This window comes from Acidomonas methanolica, from assembly GCF_004346035.1.
GTDB lineage: Bacteria > Pseudomonadota > Alphaproteobacteria > Acetobacterales > Acetobacteraceae > Acidomonas > Acidomonas methanolica.
Window position 1 is genome coordinate 48,488 of sequence record NZ_SLZN01000013.1, and the last position, 21,828, is coordinate 70,315.

Sequence of the window (21,828 nt, forward strand, 5' to 3'; positions counted from 1 at the left end):
AAGAACGTTAAAATACAGTCAATACGCAACACTGGGTTGATGTTTCAGACGTTGGATGACCAGTCGGGGGCGACTTATTGTCACGTCACACCAAGTGACAACTATCCAGTCAAAACCAGCATTAAAAAGGAAACACGGTCATGCGCCGCACCCTCGTGCTCGCCGGTCTTGCCGCTCTTGCATTCGTTACTTCCAGCGCTGCCCCGGCCCGTCAGCAGACACAACAGAACGTCACGGTCGCCTACCGCCATGGTTGGCCCCAAGAGGAAATCAAGCTTGCCTACCGCCATGGTTGGCCCCAGGAGGAAATCAAGGTCGCTTACCGCCACGGTTGGCCCCAGGAAGAAATTAAGCTCGCTTACCGCCACGGTTGGCCCCAGGAAGAAATTAAGCTCGCGTGAGATTTCTCACAGGGATTTTGCCGGCAACATAATTGTGACATAAGTGTCTGCTGGCTTATACTCTCTTTTTTCCTGATGAATTGACCTACGTGCGCAGTCGTAATCTTACTAAACCTTTACTGATTGCCATTCTCTTTCTTCTGATTATGCGCAGCGAAAGGTCGTGCGCTCAAAATCTTGTTCCCCGGTACTATGGGGAGGCAGATGGAATTTCAGAGACAGAGATTCATTTGGCGGACGAGATGAGTGATGGCCGCCTTTTATTGGCTACGCCCAAGGGCTTCAGTCTATGGGACGGTCGGCAAACCGTCCCCCTTCTGCCATCTTCCGACGATAGTTTTAGTGCCGGTATCGCAGCGATAGAGTTGCCGAATCATCGCCTGTTCGCTGTTTATCCACATTATTTCGTACTTTACGCGCCCACCAAGTCTGCCACCTCATTTTCCTTTCCCCGTTACCAAAAAATCTGGACGGCTCGTTTACCTAAAGAGATGTCTTTACCCATAGCTGGGATACGTCCATTCGTCGCCCCCTGGAAAGACGGCGTTCTATGGTGCAGCCAGAGTAAATGTTTACTCATCGAAATCGGTGAAAAAAATGGGTATCACCTGATCACAAACCAGGCCGAAATTGGTCTGCCCGATTCTATCGCCGCGATTTCAGCTCTCTTCTCACGCGACGGTCATTTATGGATCGGCACGCGCAAGGGTGAAATCTGTCAAGTCGCGGAAGTGAGCAGTGTCTGCATGACTGCGGAAAATGGTCTCTTGAAGGAGCGCATCCGCGCTCTCACGGCGACAGATCCCCAGCATGTCTTCGCCCGTACGCTGAATTTCGTCGAGACGGTGGATATGGAACACAACACGGTCCGTATCTCCCATCTTCCTGCTCAATCCCGACATATCGGAACATCGATCAATTTCCTCAAACTGATCCCTCGCAAGAAATTCGGTCTTCTGACGCAGGGAAATGACGGGATTTTCTCCCTCAAGCCTGATGGGCGATGGTCGGCAGCAATATTGTCGGCTGATTCGGCGTCGGTCGATCTGGCGTCCTTCTCACTCGATCCACAGGACAATCTCTGGGTCGGCACGCTGGGCAGCGGTCTCTTCCGTGCTCTGGGTTATGGCGTTTTCGCGAATTACACCCATGCGGGCGGATTATCCCGCAATACGGTCTGGCAGACCCTCTATGTCGCTGAGGATATGCTGCTGGTCGCGACGGATAACGGGATCGACAGTCTCAACCCCCTGACATCGAAAATCCGGCATCTACGCGATGCGTCGACCTATACGCTGGCTCGTGACAATGACGGAACGATCTGGTCGGCAAGTAATAGTCATGAGATCGTCAATTTCAACCCCATGAATGGCGAGGAAAAATCCTACCCGGTCTCCTATGTCAATGACATCCTGATCGACCGGACCGGGATCGTCTGGTGTCTTACCGATCTCGGCGTGTATCGTCTCGACCCGACCACGGATACCGCGCCCCAACTCGTTCCCGGATTGGCACAGCCCTCCCCCGCCGGCGTCATCATGCAGGACGGAACGATCTGGCTGCTCAGCGGCAAGCACCTGTATTTCATGCCCCCGGGATCCGCGCCACACCGCCTTGAGATTGAATGGTCCCAGCCGGATTTCAATCCTTTGTCGCTTACGGTGAAGAGCGCCTCGGAGATATGGGTGGGCGGAGATGGCGGCGTGATCCGAGTGATGCATGATGGCAATGTACTGGTCTCCCAGACCTATTTCGATCGTTCGGCTTTGATCGGCGATAGCATCTACAGTGTTTTCGCCGATTCACGCGGCTGGATCTGGGTCGGCACGAATCGCGGGGTGGCGGTCTTCAACGGCACACGCTGGGCCTATGCCGATTCGTCGGACGGACTCGCCGCCGACAATCTCAGCCAGAACGCCATCTCCGAGACGCCCGACGGCACGATCTGGATCGGCACCGCCAACGGCCTCACGCATGTCCTCCGCCCCGACACGCTCTTCGTACAACGCCCGCTTCATCCGTTCGTTGACAGCGTGCAGGCCGGAGGCAAGCCCTATACGGGTGCGAAGCTCCCCTATAGGGATGCGCCGCTCGAAATCCATTTCGGCAGCCTCGATTTTGCGGACGAACAGCATATCAGCTTCCGCTATCAGCTCAACGACGTCGATCCCGGCTGGGTCGTCACCGGGCAGAAGACCGTCCGCTACCCCGCCTTGCCGCCCGGCACACATTTTTTCACGCTCATCGCCTTCGATCAGAGGACGCACCGCGAGTCCGCGCCGATCGTCGTCCGGCTCTGCATGGCCTATCCCATGTGGAAACGCTGGGAGGCGATCAGCCTCTATATTCTGATGACCCTCATCGTTGGATATGGTCTGTGGAACTGGCGCATGGCCATATCGACCCGGCGCATCCGGACGCTCGAACGTCTGGTGTCCGAGCAGACGGCGCAGCTTGCCCAACAATTGCGCACCGACAGCCTGACCGGCCTGTTCAACCGGCGCGCCATCCAGGAAATACTGGAGAATATCCCCGGCCTCGCGGCCGGAAGCCGCACGATCTATATCGTCCTGATCGATATCGACCATTTCAAGACGATCAACGATATTTACGGCCATGTCGCCGGCGATGACGTGCTCGTCGAATTCGGCCGCAGACTCCGGGAGACGATGCTGGACGGAGAGACGATCGGTCGGTACGGCGGCGAGGAGTTCATGGGGATCATTCTCAGCATGCCGGACCAGATTTTTCCGCGCCTCGCCGCGATTCGTGAGGCGGTCGAGACGAAGCCGTTCTCCATCTCGGGCGCGGATGTGCGGGTCACGTTCAGCGCGGGCATCACCGCCCTTCATTTGAACGAAGGCTGGGTCCAGGCCGTGGCGCGCGCCGATTTCGCCCTCTATCGCGCCAAGAACAACGGCCGCGCCCACACGCTCGCGATGTTCGATACGATCCTCTCCGGCGAACCGGGATCTTGAGCACGCCGGGATCGGAATACCGGCGACACTCCAAATTGTTTCGATATAGGTTTATTTCAGCGCCGTGATACGGGGTCCGGCGGCGCGATCAGGACGGCAGGACGGTCGCGACGATATGCGAGTCCAACGCCTCGTATTCGTGGTAGCGCAAGGTGGCGTACAACTCCGCGCGGGTCTGCATCCGGTCGAGCATCGCCTTCGTGCTGCCGGTCTCCCGCAAGGTGCGATAGAGTTCCGCCTGCGCGAAATTCGCCACGCGCAACGAACTCACCGGCCAGATGATCATCCGGTAGCCCATCTCCTCGAATTCGGACGCGGTGAAAAACGGCGTGCGCCCGAACTCGGTCATGTTCGCCAGCAGCGGCACGCCGGGCAACGCCCTGGCGAAGGCGCGGAACATCTCAGCATCTGTCAGCGCCTCGGGGAAGATCGCATCCGCTCCCGCCTCGCGATAGAGCCGCGCGCGCGCGACGGCGGCATCGAAACCCTCGCTCCCCGCGGCGTCGGTCCGGGCGACGATCACCATATCCCGCGCGGCGCGGGAGGCGGCGGCGACCTTGCGCGCCATCTCCTCCGGCGTCACGAGTTTCTTGTCGTTGAGATGACCGCATTTCTTGGGCAGGATCTGGTCCTCCAGATGCACCGCCCCCGCTCCAGCCGTCTCGAAGACACGCACCATGTTCATGACGTTGAGTGCTTCGCCATATCCCGTGTCGCCGTCCACCAGCAGGGGAAGCCCAGCGGCATTGACGATCTGGCTGATGAAGAACGCAACCTGATCGACGGTGATGATCCCGAGATCGGGCAGGCCCATGGAGGCCGTCATCGCCGCGCCGGAAAGATAGAGCGCCTCGAACCCCGCATCGCGCGCCTGGAGCGCCGCCTGGCCGTTATGCGCGCCGGGCAGGCGCAGGATGCCGGGACGCTCCAGCAGGCGGCGGAAACGCAGCCCCGCGGTTTCGCCGGGAAGGGCCCCGGCTGTCAGAGAGATCATCAGGCCACCTCCTCCAGCACGCCGCGCTCGCCGATGGGCACGAAGACCTGTTTCTCCGGCCCGACATAGGCGGCGGACGGGCGGATGATCTTCCCCTCCGCGCGCTGCTCGATGACATGCGCGCTCCATCCCGCCGTCCGCGCCATGACGAAGAGCGGGGTGAACATCGCGGTCGGCACGCCCATCATGTGGTAGGCCACGGCGCTGAACCAGTCGAGATTGGGAAACATCTTCCGGGTATCGGCCATGACGCGCTCGATGCGGTCGGCAATGGTGAAAAGCCGCGCCGACCCCGCGAGGCGGGAGAGCGCCCGGGCGCGATCGCGGACGATGCCGTGGCGCGGATCGGCGATCGTGTAGACCGGATGACCGAAGCCGATGATGACCTCCTTCGCCTCCACGCGGCGGCGGATATCCGCCTCGGCCTCGTCCGGCGTCAGGTAGCGTTGCTGGATGTCGAGCGCCACCTCGTTCGCGCCGCCATGCTTCGGGCCGCGCAACGCGCCGATCCCCGCCGTGATGGCCGAATACATGTCCGACCCCGTCCCCGCGACCACGCGGCAGGCGAAGGTCGAGGCGTTGAATTCATGCTCGGCATAGAGAATGAGCGACGCGTGCATCGCGCCCACCCACTCCGGACGCGGTTTCCGCCCGTGCAGGAGATGCAGGAAATGCCCGCCGATGCTGTCCTCCGGCGTCTCCAGCTCGATGCGGCGGCCATGGTGGGAGAAATGATACCAATAAAGCAGCATGGACCCGAGCGAGGCGAGCAGCCGGTCGGCGATCTCCCGCGCGCCGACTGGATTACAGTCCGCCCGCTCCGGCAGGACACAGCCGAGCGTCGAAACGCCCGAGCGCAGCACGTCCATCGGATGCGCGGCGGCGGGAAGACTCTCCAGCGCGCGCCGCACGCTGTCGGGCAGCGCGCGGAACGTCCGGAGCCTTTCCTTGTAGGCCGCAAGCTCGGCGCGATCGGGCAGACGCCCATGGACGAGGAGATGCGCGACCTCCTCGAATTCGCAACCCTCGGCCAGATCGCGGATGTCATAGCCGCGATATTGCAACTCGTCCCCGCGCTGGCCGACGGAGCTGAGGGCGGTGTTGCCGGCAGTGACGCCGGAGAGCGCCACCGATTTCTTGGGGCGCGGCGCGGTGTCGGAACGGTCGGTCATGGGATGGACCCCCTGATGCGGATGACGCCTCGCGGCGCTCCTTGCGAACTTGCCTCTGCCGGTCGGCTCATGCAGGCTGGAAGCCGAAGATCCCGCGCGCGCGGCTCTGCTCGATGCGCGCGGGGTCAATGCGGATTTCGAGCTCCGGCAGTTCCCGGGCCGTCAGGGACGGCAGGGCCTGCACGACCGAAAGGAAACGCTCAGCCTCGGCGGACGTGACGATGCCTTCCGTCAACATGCGGAATTTGCGAATGTAGTCAGCGCGCTGCCACGGGGTCGCGCCAAGCGTGTGCGCATTGGCCACGGCCAGCTCGTCCGCGAGAACCGATCCGTCGCGGAAGCGGATGGTGATGCGGCCGCCGAACGCCTTTTCCTCCGGGTCCTCGGCATGGTAGCGGCGCGTCCATTCCGGGCTCTCGATCGTATGGATCTTGCGCCACAGACGCACCGTGTCCTCGCGCTGCGCGCGCTCCGGCAGGTAGGATTTCACATGATGCCATGCGCCGTCCTGCAATGCGACGGCGACGATATACATGATCGAGTGGTCCAACGTCTCGCGCGAGGCGTGCGGGTCGAATTTCTGCGGATCGTTCGAACCCGTGCCGATGACGTAATGCGTATGGTGGCTGGTCTCGATCAGCACGTCCTCGACATCGTCCCAGGATTTCACCTGCCTGCCCATGCGGAAGGCGAGGTCGATCAGCGCCTGGCTCTGATATTCGGCGGAATGTTCCTTGGTGAAGGAGGACAGGATCGCGCGCTTGGGCTCGCCCGCCGACGGCAGCGGCACGCGATACAGCGCGTCCCTGCCGTCGAGCATCCAGGCGATCACGCCGTCCTCGCCTTCATAGATCGGGCTCGGCGACGTTTCGCCGAGCATGGCGCGATCGACGGATTCCACCGCCATCTTGCCCGCATGAGCCGGCGCATAGGCCTTCCAGGAGGAGATTTCTCCCTTGCGGCTCTGGCGCGTCGCGGTCGTCAGATGCAGCGCCTGCTGGACGGACTGGTAGATCGTCTCCACCGGCAGGCCCAGCAGCGTGCCGAGTCCCGCCGCGACGGACGGGCCGAGATGCGCCACATGGTCGATCTTGTGCTTGTGCAGAGAGATCGCCCGCACGAGATCGATCTGGATTTCATATCCCGTCGCGATGCCGCGCACGAGTTCGTGCCCCGACCGCTCGCATTGCTGGGCGACGGCGAGAATACCCGGAATATTGTCACCCGGATGCGAGTATTCCGCGGCGAGGAAGGTATCGTGATAATCGAGTTCGCGCACGGCCGTGCCGTTCGCCCAGGCCGCCCATTCGGCATGGACGCGCCGGTCGGGGCCCATGCCGAACAGCGTCGCCCCGCCGGGACGGGCATGGGCGAGCGCCTCGGCCCGCGCGGAGATGACGGAATGACGGTTGATCGACGCGATCGCCACGGACGCATTGTCGATGATCCGGTTGACGATCATCTCCGCCACCTCCGTCTCGACCGCGACCGGATCGGCGGCGACGGAGGCGATCTTCCAGGCCAGTTGCCCTTCGCGCGGCAGGCGGTCGCTCTCCGGATGGACGGTGACATCGTGAAACTGCATCTCTCGGACCTTCACTCATCTGATGGCGATGCCCGCATCTCGCGCCTTACGGGCGATTGACGAAAGAGGCGCAAAGGCGGAAAGAGGCGAAATGGCGAAGGCAGGTTTGCGAATGTTGCGAATATGACCGTGGCGCATAAAAAAATCTTCTCGGGCGCGCGCATCGCCCGGCTGCGCGGCGATCACGGCATGACGCAGGCGGCGCTGGCGCGGCGGCTCGGCCTGTCGGTGAGCTATTTCAACCAGATCGAACGGGACCAGCGCCCGCTCCCGCCGCGCCTGCTGGGCGAATTATGCGCGATCTTCGATGTCGGGGCCGATTTCTTCGACGACATGGAGGAAAATCGGGGCATTCAGGCCCTGCGCGAAATTTTGACGGATCGCGTCTTTTCCGGCGAAAGCGTGCCATTCGCCGCGCTTCAGGCCGCGATGCGCGTCGCCCCCGCTCTGTGCAGCGAGTTCGTGCATCTCTATCGCGCCTATCTCTCGACGCAGGAACGCGGCGTCATCCAGTCCTCGGACGCCATGCACTCCCGCGCCCCCGCGACCGGCGCGGCGCAGGAGGAACCTTATGAGGCGGTCGCGTCCTGGGTGCAGGCCCATCACAATTACTTCGACACGCTGGACCGGATGGCGGAGGCGCAGTATCACGCCCTCGGTCTCGGCGAGGGCGGAATGGCCGCGCGGCTGTCGCGTCATCTGCGCGACCGCCATAATTTCCGCGTCGCGATGGATGCGGAGATGACGAAAAGCGGCGACACATGGCGCATCGACCGCAAAAGCCGCACCATCTGGCTGCCTGACGGCGAGCGTTATTCCCGCACCTGCTTCCGTCTGGCCCAGGCGATCGGCGAGGCGGAATGTCACGCGGCGTTCGAGCGAATCCTGCGTCATTCGCCGCTGCGCGACACGGGCGCCGCGACGCTCGGGCGGCTCTTCCTGATGAATTACTATGCCGGCGCGCTGATCCTGCCCTACGGCATCTTCCGCGACGCCGCCCTCGCCATGCGCCATGACATCGAACGCCTGCGCCGGGTTTTCGGCGCGAGCTTCGAGCAGGTCTGCCATCGCCTCAGCACGCTCCAGCGTCCCGGCGCGGAAGGCGTTCCGTTCTATTTCATGAAAATCGACATCGCGGGAAACATTCTCAAGAGTTACAGCGCCAACAGCTTCTTCCCCTCGCGCTTCGGCGGACCATGCCCGCTCTGGAGCGTGTTCCGCGCCTTCCAGATGCCTGCCCAGGTGCAGGTGCAACTCGCACGGATGGACGACCACAAGAATTATCTCAGCATCGCGCGTCAGGTCGGGCGCAGCAGCACGTCCAGCTTCGACCAACCGCGCCAGACGGCCGTGATGCTGGGTTGTTCCATCGAACATGCGCGCGATCTGGTCTACAGCGTCGGGCTTGATCTGGCCGAGCCTGCGACGCTCGTCCCGATCGGGCCGGGATGCCGCGCCTGCCTGCGGGACAATTGCGCCCATCGCGCCCTTCCCGCCTCGGGCCATCGGCAGGCCGCCGCGCGCGACGCGCGGGGACGCCTGCCGGAGCCCGTCCACCCGCTCAGCGCGACAGCGCGAAATTCAGCCCCGTCATGACCGTCAGCCCCTGATTGGGAATGGCCGCCAGAGAGCTCGCATAATACTGGCGGTTGGTCACGTTGTCCGCGCTGGCGAAAAGCTGGAGCCGCTTAGTGATCTGATAATTGCCGAAGAGATCGAACACCACATAGCCGGCGCGGATCGTGGTCAGTCCCGTATCGACGCTCGGCTGCCCGCGCGTATGCGTCGCCGCGCGGATGCGGCCGCCGATCGTCAGCCGGTCGTTCCAGAAATGCACCCCCAGCGTTCCGGCCAGAACCGAACGCGGCGGCTTGGTCACGACCTGATCGTAGCCGGAATAATCCTCGCCCGGCAGTTTCGTCGTCGTGTCCGTATAGGAGAGCGAGGCGAAAAGGCGGCGCGCGTCGTATTTCACCTGCCCCTCGAAACCGCTCGTATGGGTGTTGCCCGCGATGTTCTGGAAGAAATATCCGTAGTTCGGAATATAGGAGCCCGGGCTCGGCGCGCCTGTGACCAGCGTCTGTCCGATATAGTTCTTGATGCGCGTATTGAAATAATCGCCGCTGAAGGTCAGGCGGTCGTGATCGACGAGAACGTCGTCATAATGCAGCTTCGTGCCGACCTCCCAGCCATAGGTCCGCTCCGGACTCAGATTCGGGTTGGGAATGAATTTGAGAAAGCCGAGACCGGGATGGGAGCCGGAATACAGCGTCTCCGTCGTGGCGGGAGGGCGGAAGCCGAGACCGTAATTCGCATAGATCTGCAAGCCCTTCACGGGATTGACGGCCAGCGTGACCTTGGGATTGACCGCATCCGACCCCTTGTTGATATGGAAGGGCCCGGCGGGAACGCTCGTGAAGCCGCCGATCTCGTTCACCCCGCCGCCCGAGAGGCTGTAGCTGTCATAGCGCAGCGCGCCGGTGAGCTGGACGATCTTCCAGCCCAGCGTGGCCTGGGTGAAGGCGGAGCCGACGCCGCGCCCGCCGCTCGGCGTCGCGCCGGTATAGCCCGTCTGGTCCGTGGTGTTGACGTGATCATGGTAATATTCGCCGCCGTAATTCAGCGCGATGCTGACCGGCCCGGCGCGCAGGAGGGAGGTGTTGTCCGCCTCGAAACCGAGAGTCGTCAGGTTGTAATGGGTGAGATCCGCCGCCGCCACGGTCACGCCCTGAAAGGAGGGGGTCTCATTCGCCATGCTCGTGCTGACGATATAGCCCTTCACGTGCAGCGCCACGAGCGGGTTGTCGTGCGGCGTGAAGCGATATTCGATCGTGCCGGTATTGTTCTGCACCTCGTCCGCCGTGGCGATCCCTTCAGTCCCGACGCCGAACTGGTTGTGATAGATCACGGTGCCGAGCTTCAGGCTCTGGTCGATCCCCGGCGTGATGTCGATCTTGAACAGCCCCGATTGCAGGCGCTGGAACGTGTGGGCGATCTGATTGCCGTCGCCGTCGTCGTAAGCGCCCGAACTGCGCATGGAAAACGCGGCGGCCACGCCCAGCCAGTCCGTCACCCGCGCGCCCGCGCCGACCATGCCCGATCCGTCATAATTGTTCGTGCCGCCCAGAGCGCGCGCCTGCATGCCGTAGTGTTTTCCGGCCTCGACCAGATCGTCCACATCGAGCGTGTGCAGGTTCATCACACCGGCGATCGCGCCCGCGCCGTCCGCCGTGGCGACCGTGCCGCGCTGCACGTCCACTCCGGCCAGCAGCCCGGGATCGACATAGACGCTCCCGTTCGCGCCATGGCCGCTTTCCTGGAAATTCTGGCGCGCACCGTCGATCATGACGTTGACGCGCCCGAAATCCTGCATCCCGCGCATGGAGACGGCGAGAGAGGGCGTGCCGTCATTCTGGAAATACACGCCCGGCAATCCGGTGAGAATCGCATAGGGCTCGTTGGGCTGTACGCGCAGCATCTCCTTGCGCGATGCATGAGCCGAGGCCTGCGGCACCTCGGGCGCGGCGGTGCGCCCGCGCACCGTCACTTTCCCGAGGCGGATGGTGGACCCGCCCTTCTCGTTCGCCTCCCCGGTCGCGGTAACGGATTGGGTTTCGGCGAGAGCCGGCGCGGCGACGCAGAGGGCGAGCGTCGCGACGGACAGGCTGAGCAGGCGGCGGGTCGGCGGCATTTCGGTCAATCCCAGGCGATGAGGTTCGAAACAGGGTGGAGCGACTCAATAGTAAGAATGAATCTTACTTGCAATAAGAATCATTCTCATTTAATCAATCGTCACGACCTTGCCCCAGGAGACGATCCACCATGTCCACACGCCTTCTTCGCCGCAGGACGCTCGGGCGCGCGACAATGGGCGCGCTCCTCGTCTCGGCCCCGCCGCTCCGCCTGCTGGCGGCGACCGGGCCGGCGACGCGCCTGACCGACGCGCGCGGACGGCATGTGATCCCTGGCCCCGCACGGCGCATCGCCTGCATCGGCGGCACGATCACCGAGACGCTCTACGACCTCGGCGCGGCGGACAGGATCGTGGCGGTGGACACGACATCGACGCGGCCGCCCGCCGCGCTGCGTGAGAAGAAATCCCTCGGCTACATGCGCACGATCTCGGCGGAAGGCGTGCTCTCCCTTCAGCCGGATCTGATCCTCGCGATGAACGACGCGGGACCGCCGACGGCGATGGACCAGCTCATCGCCTCGACCCTTCCCGTCGTGTTCGTGGATGCGACCCCCTCTCCCGACGCCATACTGGAGCGCACGCGCTTCCTGGCGCGGTTGATCGACGCGGAGAAAGCCGGCGACGCGCTCGGTGCCTCGATCGAAGCGCGTTTCCACGACCTCGCGGCCTGGCGCGCGGCGCATCCCGTCGCGCGGCGCGTGCTGTTCATCATGAGGATGACCAACGGCCATCCCATGGCGGCGGGCACAGGAACCGCGGCGGATGCGGTCATCCGGCTCGCCGGGGCGATCAACGCCGGAGGCTCCATGCAGGGCTACAAGATCGTCGAGGACGAGGCGCTCATCACGCTTCAGCCCGATATCGTGCTGACCATGGCGCAGGGCGCGGACCAGATCCGCACCGCTCTGGGAGCCGATCCCGGCTTCCGCCTGACGCCTGCGGGACGGCGCGGGACGATCATCGCCATGGAGGGCGAGCGGCTGCTGGGCTTCGGGCCGCATACGCCGGACGCTGCGCTCGATCTCGCCCGCATGATCGCCGCGGCCTCGCCCGCATGACGCTCTCGCGTCCGTCCTCCGTATTGCTGATCTCGGCTCTCCTGCTTCTCCTGCTGCTCGCGGCGCTGCTGGCGCTGTCCACTGGCGCTACGGGCTTCGGCCTGCCGCGCGGGAAGCTGGGTTGGCTGGTGTTCAGCCAGATCCGCGCGCCGCGGGCGACGCTCGCGGCGCTGACCGGCGCGGTGCTGGCCGTGTCAGGCGCGGTGATGCAGGGATTGTTCCGCAATCCGCTGGCCGATCCGGGGCTGATCGGCGTGTCCTCCGGCGCGGGGCTGGGGGCGGCGCTGATGATCGTCCTGGGTGGCGGCGCGCTGGGCAGCGGCGTGCTGGCGGCCTGGGCCGTGCCGCTGGGCGGCATGACCGGCGGGCTGCTGGCCACGCTGCTGCTCTATCGCTTCGCCACACGGGGCGGCGTGACCTCGACCGGCATGGTCATCCTCGCCGGCGTGGCGCTCAGCGCCTTCGCGGGGGCGATGACGGGGATTCTGGTGTTCCGCGCCAACGACACCGCGCTGCGCGATCTCACCTTCTGGACGATGGGCAGCCTCGCGGGGGCGGGATGGACGCATATCGGCCTGCTGCTCCCCTTTCTCCTGCTCGCCGCCATCATCTTCTCCGGTCTCGCCGGGCCGTTGAACGCCCTGCTGCTCGGCGAGGCGGACGCGGCGCTGATGGGCTGTCGCGTCGAGCGGTCCAAGCGCCTCGCCATGCTGGGCGTGGCGCTCGCCACCGGGCCGGTGGTGGCCTTCGTCGGGGTCATCGGCTTCATCGGCGTGATCGTGCCGCATCTGGTGCGCCTTGTGACGGGGCCGGATCACCGCATCGTGCTGCCGGGCAGCGCCCTGCTGGGGGCTGTCCTGCTCTTGACGGCGGATACGATCGCGCGCGTCATCGCCAGCCCAGCCGACGTGCCCGTGGGCGTGGTGACGGCGGCGATCGGCGCGCCGCTCTTCGTCTGGCTCCTCGCGCAGGTGAACGAGGTGGAGATCTCCTCATGACGCTGCGGTTCGACCACGTCTCCTGCCATGTCGGGTCCCGTCCCCTGCTGGACGACATCTCGTTCGAGATCGCTCCGGGCGAGGCGGCGGCGATCATCGGGCCGAACGGCGCGGGCAAGAGCACGCTGCTGCGCGTGGCCAGCGGGCTGCTCGCGCCGGGCGCGGGCAGCGTGACGCTCGACGGCGCCCCCCTGCGCGCCATGACGCCGGAGCGCCTCGCGGCGCGGCGCGCGATGCTGGCGCAGGACTGCCCCCTGCGCGCCCGGTTCACGGTGGCGGAGCTGGCGGGAATGGGCGTGCGCGGCCTGCCGTCGCCGGCGCGCGACCGCCTCGTGGCCGCCCAGTTACGCCGCGTCGGGCTGTCGGCTTTCGCGCGGCGCGACATCATGAGTCTCTCCGGCGGCGAGCGCCAGCGCGCTCATTTCGCGCGGGTGCTGGCGCAGCTCGATGCCGGCGCGCAGGAGGGCCGGCCCGGCCTTCTGCTGCTCGACGAGCCGATTTCGGCGCAGGATCTCGCCCATCAGGGGCGGAGTCTCGACCTCGCGCGCGAGCATGTGCGGCGGGGCGGCGCCTGTCTGATGGTGCTGCACGATCTGAACTGGGCAGCCTCCCGCGCCGATCGTATCATCGTGCTGAAACAGGGACGGATCTTCGCGCAGGGCCCGCCCGAGGCGGTCCTGACGCCGGAGACCCTCGGCGCGGCGTTCGGCGTCGCCGCGCCGCATGTTCGCATCCACGCCGAAACGGGCAGGCCATTCGTCATTCCGCATGATCTGGCCCGTTCCAACATTCATTCAGAGGAAGACATCCATGTATATCGCCATGAACCGTTTCAGGGTCGCACCGGATTGCGAGGAGGCGTTCCAGCGCCGCTGGCTTGACCGCGAGGTGCTGCTGAAAACCGTGCCCGGCTTCGTGTCCTTCCAGTTCCTCAAAGGCCCGAAGGCGGAGGATCACACGCTCTACGCCTCCCATACGGTCTGGGCCTCCTATGAGGCGTTCCTCGCCTGGACCCAGTCCGAACAGTTCCGCCAGGCCCACGCCTCCGCGGGCGACGGGCGCAAGCTGACGATCGGCGGGCCGGTCTTCGAAGGATTCGAGGTGCTCCAGACCGTGGAGAACTGAGGCCGCCCGTCATCGTCCCTCCAGCCCTGCCCGGCCGCTCACATCGGGGCGAGGGCAACCTCGTCCGCATACGAGATATCCGCGTTTTTTCATGGCGCCGGACTGTGATTCGGTTCTGATATGAGCGTGTCGCGCGACTCGGTGCCTGGAGGGAGAAAGGCGGGACGATGGGCGAAGTGGAGGCAGGGCTGGTCGTCTTCCCCGGCAAGGCGATCCTTTCCCCGGTCGAGGCGGCGGGGCTGCTCGGCATTTCATGCGGGCTGCTGCGCGCGCTGGCCTGGACGCGCTGCGGGCCGCGCCCGATCACCGTGGGCGGCAGGCGGCTCTACACGCGGGAGGAACTCAACGGGTTCCGCACCCAGTTGCTGTCGGAATTCGGCATCGAGGCGGGAAAACGGCCTTACCGGCTGGCGCCGCCCGCTGAGGACGAGTCCGCGCGGGAAAGTGACCCGCTGATGCGGCTGCTTTGCCGTCATCGCCTGCGTCACCACTGTGTCGTGCGGGCGCTATGGGGTATGCTCGTCTTCGGCATGGGGCTGCTGCTCCTGCTCCTGTTGTTCGGCGCCCATTGAGGACGATCCGGCCGATAGAAACGTTGGGAACCCGAAAATATGATGCGCGTTAACTCTGCCGCAACATTGAGTTGGCCGTTTAAGGAGAGTTTTCCATGAACACCCGTTCCGCTGTCCGCCTCGCACTGACGTTCGCGTTGTTCGCAGGCACGGCAACCACGTTGTCCGCGTGCAACACCGTTGCCGGCGCGGGCAAGGATGTCAGTTCGGTCGGCCATGATCTGAGCCATGGGGCGAACTACACGCAGGACAAATGGCACCAGGCCATGCCGCAGGCCGCCACGCACTGATCCGGACAATACACGCAGCAATGGAAAGGCCGGACGGCAACGTCCGGCCTTTTTGCTTTTCGACCTTGAAAAGGGCGGCCGTTCGTCCGATATCCGCAACTGATGTTCTCAGGGCGGGGTGCAATTCCCCACCGGCGGTAGGTGCAGTCCCCTGCACGAGCCCGCGAGCGCCTTCGGAGTTTCTCCGGAGGGTCAGCAGATCCGGTCCGATTCCGGAGCCGACGGTTACAGTCCGGATGAAAGAGAACGATGCCGGTGCGTCGCGCATGCCGTTCGCATGTGCGGGCTGACCGTCATGACGCCCTGAGTCCGTCCACGCGGTGGAGGAACAGGTGCAGTCGGCGGATGTCATCACGGATTTGAAGCAGGTCGCCGCGGCGTTCGACAGCGCGATCGCCGAAGCCGCGCGCTTCATGGGTGCGACGGCCCCGAATCCCCCAGTCGGCTGTGCCCTGCTCGATGACGAGGGGGAGATCCTCGTCACCGCCGCGCATCATCGCGCCGGAACCCCCCATGCCGAAGCCCGCGCCCTGGCCGACGCCGCGCGCCTCGGCGTTCTGCATCGCGCCCGCAGCGCCGTCGTCACGCTGGAGCCCTGCAACCATACCGGCCGCACGCCACCATGCAGCGAGGCCCTTCGCGCCAGCCCGGTGCGCGAGGTCTGGATCGGCGCGGCCGACCCCCATCACCTTGCGGCGGGCGGCGCGGCGCGTCTGGCCGAACGGCCGGGCGGCATGAGCGTGCATTTCGCCGCCGGCCATCCCGCCCTCGCCGCCCAGCACGAATCGTGCCGCGCCCTGATCGGCCCCTTCGCGAGCCGTGTGACGCGCGGGCGCTGCCGGATCACCGTCAAGCAGGCGCTGGACGGGCAGGGGAGCATGAATCCGCCACCGGGCCGGACCACCTTCACCGATTCCGGATCGCTGCGCCTCGCTCATCTGCTGCGCCGCGCGACGGATGCGATCATCACGGGCGCGGGCACCGTGCTGGCGGACAATCCCCGCTTCACCGTGCGCCACGTCCCCGATCATCGGGACCGCGCGCCCCGTCTCCTCGCCCTCTGTGACCGGCGCGGGCGCGTTCCCGCCGCCTGGGACGCGGAGATGCGGAGCGCGGGATTCCATGTCCTGCGCGTCCGCGACCTTGCCGACGCCCCGGAACGGCTCGCCGCGCATGGTGCGAACTGGGCGATGGTCGAAGGCGGCCCGGCCCTGCTGGAAGCCGTTCGCGCCGCCGACATGTGGGACGACTGGCTCACGCTTCGTCACCATTCCGATGATCAACATGCCGGCATGTCCGATCTCCGCGACCTCGCCTGCCGCTCGCCTTCGCCCCTCACCGTGCTGCCCGAGGCGGCGGCCCTGCTGACTTCCGTGACTCCGACTTCCGTGACACAAGGATAATCCGCGTTGTTCTCCGGCATCATCGAAACCCTTGGAACCATCCGCGCCATCGAGCGCCGCGCGCCCGACCTGCGCCTTACCGTCGCGACCGGCCTCGACGGGCTGGAACACGGCGAAAGCATCGCCGTGAACGGGGTCTGTCTGACCGTCGCCACGCATGACGACGCGGGGGAGGCGCTGTTTCATCTCAGCGGCGAGACCCTCTCCCGCACGGCGCTGGGGCGGCTGACGGAGGGCGCGCGCGTCAATCTCGAACGCGCCTGCACGCCCGCCACGCGCCTTTCCGGCCATATCGTGCAGGGCCATGTCGATGGCGTCGCGCACCTCGACGCCGTAGAGCCTGTCGGCGATTCCCGTCGCCTGACGGTCCTGATTCCCGCCGCGCTGCGCCCCTATGTGGTCGAGAAGGGGTCCATCGCGCTGGACGGCATCAGCCTGACCGTCAACGGCATCGGTCCTGTGGCCGGGGAGTCCTTCCCCGTCAGCCTGACCATCATTCCCCACACCTGGACCCATACGGCGCTCTCCGCCCTCTCGCCGGGCGACCCGCTGAACGTCGAGGTGGACGTGCTGGCCAAATATGTCGAAACCCTCCTTGCCCATGGCGACAAGTCCCGGGGAGGCCAGTCATGACTCCCGCCCTTCAGGCCGCGATCGCCGCCATCCGCGCGGGCCGCATGGTCATCATGGTCGATGACGAGGACCGCGAGAACGAGGGCGATCTCGTCATCGCCGCCGAATGCGCCACGCCCGAGGCCATCGCCTTCATGGCGACACATGGGCGCGGGCTGATCTGCCTGCCGCTGGAGCCGGAGCAGGTCGACCGGCTGGGCCTGTCGCTCCAGCCCCGGCGCGGGCACGATCCGCGCGGCACCGCCTTCACCGTCTCAATCGAGGCGACGCACGGCATCACCACCGGCATCTCCGCCGCCGACCGCGCCCGGACCGTCCGCCTCGCCGCCGATCCCGCCACCGATCCGGCGGAGATCAGCACGCCGGGCCATATCTTCCCGCTGCGCGCCCATCCGGGCGGCGTGCTGGCGCGTGACGGCCATACGGAAGGCTCGATCGCCCTCGCCCGTCTGGCTGGGCTGGAGCCCGCCGCCGTCATCTGCGAGGTGATGCGCGAAGACGGCGCGATGGCGCGCCTGCCCGAGCTGCGCCGTCTCGCCGCGACGCATGACCTGCCCGTCATCAGCATCGCCGAGATCGTCGCCCATCTCCGCGCGACCACACAGACGCGGGCCGTGTCGGTCGCGGCGGCAAGGGCCGCCGTCCTTCCCGTGGCGGAGGCGGCGCTTCCCACCGCGTTCGGCGGCAACGATCTGCGCATCCATGCCTTTCGCGCGCCGGACGGCACGGAACATGTGGCGCTCGTCAAGGGCGATCCGGCGCTCGGCACGCCGCTGGTGCGGCTGCATTCGGAATGCGTGACGGGCGACGCTCTGGGGTCGCTGCGTTGTGATTGCGGCGCGCAACTGCGCGAGGCGCTGCACCGGATCGGCGCGGCGGAGAGCGGCGTGCTGGTCTATCTGCGCGGTCACGAGGGGCGCGGCATCGGGCTGGGCAACAAGATCCGCGCCTATGAGTTGCAGGATGCCGGGCTGGACACGGTGGACGCCAATCTCGCCCTCGGCCTGCCCGCCGAGGCGCGGAACTGGGACGCGGGCGCGGCGATCCTGCGCGCGCTCGGCGTCACGCGGCTCGTGCTGCTGACCAACAATCCCGCCAAGACGCGCGGTCTCGCCGAAGCCGGTCTGACCGTGCTGCGCGAGGAGCGGCTGGAAACCGCCGTCACCCCTTTCAACCACGCCTATCTCCACACCAAGCGCACGCGCATGGGCCATGTCCTGGCCGAAACCGCGCCCCGCCCTTCAATCCTGTCGATGAAAGAAACGGCATGAGCCTGCACAGTCCGGTCGCCCCCGACCTCGTTCTTTCCCCCGCGCCGCGTCTGGCGATGCTGGTCAGCCGGTTCAACACCGGAATCACGCACGGGCTGCGTGACGGCGCGCTGGCATGGCTCGCCGAGCGCGGCATCGCGGATGTCACGATCTACGATGCGCCCGGTGCGTTTGAACTGCCGCTCATGGCGCAGGCGCTGGCGCGGTCGCGGCGTTTCGAGGGGGTGATCTGCCTCGGCTGCGTCATCAAGGGCGACACCGCGCATTTCGAGTTCATCAGCCTCGGCGCGACGATGGGCATCATGCAGGCCCAGCTCGAAACCGGCGTGCCCGTCGCCTTCGGCGTGCTGACCACCTATACTGAGGATCAGGCCGTCGCCCGCTCCCGCGCCGACGCCCATAACAAGGGCCGCGAGGCGGCGGCGGCCTGCGTCGAGACGCTCGCCTTCCTGCGCGAGGTCGCCCGTCCCGCCTGATCCGGTCCGGCATCCCCTCTTAAAATTTTTATCAAGGATGTCCAGGGGATGACTGCCCTTTGGCGGGCGCGGGGCCGGGCCCCGCGTCTCAACCCGTCCCACCGTCCGCCACGAAACGCCGGAATTCGAACCGGGACGCTCCACAATGCGGCCGACCCTGTTTCCAAAATCGGGAACAATGCTTTAAACCGGGATTTTCCCGCCCGATGTGGTCCGCTTTGCGGACCCTCCGCCCCGTCGGCGGGCTCCACGGTTCAGGTCGCACCCAACCCTCATGCTCTCTTCCCTCATCAGCAAGATCGTCATGCTCTGCGCCCGCAAGGCGTGGGTCGTCCTGGCTCTCTTCACCCTGTTCGGCGCGGGGGCGATTTTCGCCAGCGCCACGCTGCTGGGGGTCACGACCGACACGGACAAGATGTTCTCGTCCTCCCTGCCGTGGAAGAAACGCAACGACGAGTTGTCGAAGCTCTTCCCGCAGACAGACGGCACGCTGGTCGCCGTCATCCGCTCCGACATCCCGGAGCAGGGACGCGCCACCGCGCGGGCGCTCGCGGCGGCGCTGTCCAGGGATCACGCGCATTTCACCTCCGTGCGCCTGCCGGACGACAACGCCTTCCTCACCAATCACGCCCTGCTCTATCTCGACAAGCCGAAACTCGAAACTCTGCTGAACAGCATCATCGCGGCGCAACCCTTCCTCGGCACGCTGGCCGCCGATCCGTCGGCGCGCGGCCTGTTCTCGGCGCTCGGGCTGATCGGCGAGGGCATACAGACCGGCAACGGGACGCCCGACAGCTTCCGGCCGGAGCTGGAAGGCTTCGCGAAGGCGCTGCATGAGGCGGCCTCCGGCCATCCGAAGGATCTCTCCTGGCAGAACCTGCTGGCCGGGCAGTTGAGTTCGCTGGGCACGGGCTACGTCTTCGTCATCGCCAAGCCGATCCTCAACTACAACATGCTGCAACCCGGCGGCGCGGCGGCGGCGGCCATGCACGCCGTCATCAGCCAGCTTCCTTTCGTGAAGAGCGGCAATGCCGTGGTGATGATCACCGGCGAGGTGCAGTTGAACGACGAGGAGTTCGCCACGGTCGCCAACGGCATGGCGCTGGGCCTCATCACGTCGCTCGTGCTGGTGGCGCTCTGGCTCGCCCTTGCCGTCCATTCGCCGCGCGTCATCTTCCCCATCCTCGTCACCCTCGTCACCGGGTTGCTGCTGACCACCGGCTTCGCGGCGGTCATGGTGCGGACGCTCAACCTCATCTCCATCGCCTTCGCCATTCTCTTCATCGGCATAGCGGTGGATTTCGCCATCCAGTTCTGCGTGCGGCTGCGCGGCCAGCGTCTGCCGGACGGCCGGCCGATGCCGCTGGACGACGCGCTCGCCCGCACGGGCTACGAGACCGGCCATCAGATTCTCATCGCCGCCCTCGCCACGGCCACCGGCTTCCTCGCCTTCGTGCCGACCAATTTCGTCGGCGTCGCGCAGCTCGGGCTGATCGCGGGCGTGGGGATGCTGATCGCCTTCATCTCCACCATCACCCTGCTGCCCGCCCTGCTGCATCTCTGCCGCGCCGATCTCGGCAAGCGCGCGCCCGGCTTCGCCAGGGCGGCGGGACTGGACCATTTCCTGCGCGAGCATCGCCGCCCGGTCCTGGCGGTGTTCGTGATTCTCGGCCTCGCCGGGGCGGGGCTGGTGCCCACGCTGGGCTTCGATGCCGACCCGCTGCATACCAAGAATCCGCATTCCGAAGGCATGCGCGCCCTCGCGCTGCTGGAGAAAGACCCGCGATCCTCGCCCTATACCGCCGATCTTCTGGTGCCGAATCTCGACGTGGCGCGGACGGAAGCCGCGAAGCTGGCCAGATTGCCCAGCGTGGAGATGGTGCTCTGGCTCGGCTCCTTCGTGCCCGACGACCAGAAGGACAAGCTGGCCATGGTGGCGGACGCCGCGTCGCTGCTCCTGCCCACGCTGATCGTGCCGCAGCCCGCCGCCCCGCCCGATGCCGACGCCCTGCGCGAGGCCGCGAAGCAGGCCGCCGCAAAGCTCACGCCCGCGCTTGCCAAGCTGCCGCCGAACGATCCGCTGCGCGAGATCACGGCCTCGCTCGTCATGCTGTCGACCGCGCCGGACGCCACCGTTCTGGCGGCGAACGCGGCGCTGACGCGGTTCCTGCCCGAACAGCTCGCGGAGTTGCAGCGCATCCTGCGGCCGACGCCGGTGACGCTGCACTCCATTCCGCCTGAGATCGCCGCGCAGTATGCCCTGCCGGACGGGCGGGCGAAGCTGAGCATCTATCCGAAGGGCCATCTCTCGGACAACAAGGTGCTGGGACGCTTCCTGAGGGAGGTCCAGTCGGTCGATCCGAATGCGGGCGGTCCGGCGCTGGAAATCTTCGAGAGCGCGCGGACCCTCGTTCATGCCTTCACCACCGCTGCGGTTTCGGCGCTGGCAATGATCGCGATCATCCTCTTCGCCGCCCTGCGCCGCCTGCTGGACATGGCGCTCGTGATGGCCCCGCTCGTGCTTTCGGCCCTGCTCACGGTCATCATGATCGTCACGATTCCGGAGACGCTCAACTACGCGAACATCATCGCCCTGCCCCTGCTGCTCGGCGTCGGCGTCTCGTTCAACATCTACTTCGTGATGAACTGGCGCGCCGGCGTGCGCGGCCCTCTCACCTCCCCCACCGCCCGCGCCGTGCTGTTCTCGGCGCTGACCACGGGCACGGCCTTCGGCTCGCTCGCCGCCTCGCACCATCCCGGCACGGCCAGCATGGGACGCCTGTTGCTGATCTCGCTCGGCTGCACGCTCATCGCCACGCTGATCTTCATCCCCGCCCTCCTGCCGAAGCGGGACATCGACCCGGAGTGAGGGACCCGGAGTGAGGAGAGAAACGCCGCTCCGGCATTGCGTCTCCATTTCGATCAATCCCGGGCAAGGTCTGGCATCACTTCAGGAGAAGCCGCTCCATGCCGAGATGCAGCCGGGCCGGGGGCATGGCTGAAAAACGCTCGTTTTTGCCATCGACGGTCCGCAGCGAGCGCGAAGACCGATCTCCCCACGAACGGTCCGTTACTTTTTTCGCTTGCAGGGTCTCTGCCGTGTCGGTCAAGTTCTTCCCGCAGGAACGAACCGTCCGGTTCGTTGCGCGCTGAAGCTTTCCCGGTTTCTGGACGGCAA

18 protein-coding genes and 1 riboswitch are annotated in these 21,828 nt (G+C 65.8%); of the genes, 14 read left to right on the forward strand and 4 right to left on the reverse strand.

The genetic code is table 11. From position 1 onward, the window contains the following. The first annotated feature begins 140 nt into the window (after window positions 1–140). Both EDC31_RS10665 and EDC31_RS10670 read left to right on the forward strand, forming a co-directional pair. The gene (locus EDC31_RS10665) at window positions 141–401 is read left to right on the forward strand and encodes a hypothetical protein (protein WP_132127038.1); all 261 of its coding nucleotides are present in this window, start codon (window positions 141–143) and stop codon (window positions 399–401) included. Between the two features lie 746 nt (window positions 402–1,147). Further along, complete coding sequence (locus EDC31_RS10670; protein WP_165920202.1) at window positions 1,148–3,379, forward strand: ligand-binding sensor domain-containing diguanylate cyclase; 2,232 nt, start codon at window positions 1,148–1,150, stop codon at window positions 3,377–3,379. Between the two features lie 88 nt (window positions 3,380–3,467). Here the strand turns inward: EDC31_RS10670 and prpB are convergent, their stop codons facing one another. The 3 genes from prpB to EDC31_RS10685 all read right to left on the reverse strand — a co-directional run bounded on the left by prpB (window position 3,468) and on the right by EDC31_RS10685 (window position 7,130). Then, on the reverse strand, window positions 3,468–4,373 hold the full coding sequence (prpB, locus tag EDC31_RS10675; protein ID WP_042061523.1) for a methylisocitrate lyase: 906 nt from the start codon (window positions 4,371–4,373) through the stop codon (window positions 3,468–3,470). Continuing rightward, entirely contained in the window at window positions 4,373–5,545 is a 1,173-nt protein-coding gene (gene prpC, locus EDC31_RS10680) for a bifunctional 2-methylcitrate synthase/citrate synthase (protein WP_042061526.1), read from the reverse strand. The genes prpB and prpC overlap by 1 nt, the downstream gene beginning before the upstream one ends. Before the next feature lie 67 nt (window positions 5,546–5,612). Beyond that, entirely contained in the window at window positions 5,613–7,130 is a 1,518-nt protein-coding gene (locus tag EDC31_RS10685) for an MmgE/PrpD family protein (RefSeq protein WP_042061529.1), read from the reverse strand. A gap of 123 nt (window positions 7,131–7,253) precedes the next feature. Here EDC31_RS10685 and EDC31_RS10690 point away from each other — a divergent pair, with 123 nt between their 5' ends. Next, window positions 7,254–8,726, forward strand: coding sequence for a helix-turn-helix domain-containing protein (locus tag EDC31_RS10690; RefSeq protein ID WP_042061531.1), 1,473 nt, complete (start codon window positions 7,254–7,256; stop codon window positions 8,724–8,726). On the opposite strand, the gene EDC31_RS10695 is transcribed toward EDC31_RS10690, so the two are convergent. Further along, window positions 8,692–10,821 (reverse strand): TonB-dependent receptor domain-containing protein, encoded by a 2,130-nt coding sequence (locus EDC31_RS10695; protein WP_042061533.1) that lies wholly within the window; start codon window positions 10,819–10,821, stop codon window positions 8,692–8,694. The genes EDC31_RS10690 and EDC31_RS10695 overlap by 35 nt on opposite strands. A 131-nt stretch (window positions 10,822–10,952) precedes the next feature. Here EDC31_RS10695 and EDC31_RS10700 point away from each other — a divergent pair, with 131 nt between their 5' ends. From EDC31_RS10700 to EDC31_RS10750, 11 genes are all read left to right on the forward strand, one after another. After that, a complete protein-coding gene (locus tag EDC31_RS10700) occupies window positions 10,953–11,882 on the forward strand; it encodes a heme/hemin ABC transporter substrate-binding protein (protein ID WP_052512183.1) in 930 nt (309 codons plus the stop codon). Continuing rightward, window positions 11,879–12,880: a FecCD family ABC transporter permease gene (locus EDC31_RS10705; protein ID WP_042061535.1), complete on the forward strand. Its 1,002-nt coding sequence runs from the start codon at window positions 11,879–11,881 to the stop codon at window positions 12,878–12,880. The genes EDC31_RS10700 and EDC31_RS10705 overlap by 4 nt, the downstream gene beginning before the upstream one ends. Beyond that, on the forward strand, window positions 12,877–13,761 hold the full coding sequence (locus EDC31_RS10710) for a heme ABC transporter ATP-binding protein (protein WP_132127039.1): 885 nt from the start codon (window positions 12,877–12,879) through the stop codon (window positions 13,759–13,761). Before EDC31_RS10705 ends, EDC31_RS10710 begins: the two co-directional genes overlap by 4 nt. Continuing rightward, window positions 13,691–14,005, forward strand: a complete 315-nt coding sequence (locus EDC31_RS10715; protein WP_042057512.1) for an antibiotic biosynthesis monooxygenase family protein — start codon at window positions 13,691–13,693, stop codon at window positions 14,003–14,005. The genes EDC31_RS10710 and EDC31_RS10715 overlap by 71 nt, the downstream gene beginning before the upstream one ends. 167 nt (window positions 14,006–14,172) lie before the next feature. Beyond that, the gene (locus EDC31_RS10720) at window positions 14,173–14,577 is read left to right on the forward strand and encodes a hypothetical protein (RefSeq protein ID WP_042057514.1); all 405 of its coding nucleotides are present in this window, start codon (window positions 14,173–14,175) and stop codon (window positions 14,575–14,577) included. Between the two features lie 95 nt (window positions 14,578–14,672). Beyond that, complete coding sequence (locus tag EDC31_RS10725; RefSeq protein ID WP_042057515.1) at window positions 14,673–14,867, forward strand: entericidin A/B family lipoprotein; 195 nt, start codon at window positions 14,673–14,675, stop codon at window positions 14,865–14,867. 100 nt (window positions 14,868–14,967) lie between these two features. After that, a riboswitch (FMN riboswitch) is annotated at window positions 14,968–15,119 on the forward strand. An 80-nt stretch (window positions 15,120–15,199) separates the two neighbouring features. Beyond that, window positions 15,200–16,270, forward strand: coding sequence for a bifunctional diaminohydroxyphosphoribosylaminopyrimidine deaminase/5-amino-6-(5-phosphoribosylamino)uracil reductase RibD (locus tag EDC31_RS10730; RefSeq protein WP_042057527.1), 1,071 nt, complete (start codon window positions 15,200–15,202; stop codon window positions 16,268–16,270). 6 nt (window positions 16,271–16,276) lie between these two features. After that, complete coding sequence (locus EDC31_RS10735; protein ID WP_042057517.1) at window positions 16,277–16,903, forward strand: riboflavin synthase; 627 nt, start codon at window positions 16,277–16,279, stop codon at window positions 16,901–16,903. After that, on the forward strand, window positions 16,900–18,174 hold the full coding sequence (locus EDC31_RS10740; RefSeq protein WP_042057519.1) for a bifunctional 3,4-dihydroxy-2-butanone-4-phosphate synthase/GTP cyclohydrolase II: 1,275 nt from the start codon (window positions 16,900–16,902) through the stop codon (window positions 18,172–18,174). The genes EDC31_RS10735 and EDC31_RS10740 overlap by 4 nt, the downstream gene beginning before the upstream one ends. Next, window positions 18,171–18,650 carry a 6,7-dimethyl-8-ribityllumazine synthase gene (gene ribH / locus EDC31_RS10745; RefSeq protein ID WP_042057521.1) on the forward strand — a complete coding sequence of 160 codons (480 nt, stop codon included), beginning with the start codon at window positions 18,171–18,173 and terminating at the stop codon, window positions 18,648–18,650. The genes EDC31_RS10740 and ribH overlap by 4 nt, the downstream gene beginning before the upstream one ends. A 274-nt stretch (window positions 18,651–18,924) precedes the next feature. Continuing rightward, a complete protein-coding gene (locus EDC31_RS10750) occupies window positions 18,925–21,519 on the forward strand; it encodes an MMPL family transporter (RefSeq protein WP_042057525.1) in 2,595 nt (864 codons plus the stop codon). Window positions 21,520–21,828 lie beyond the last annotated feature (309 nt).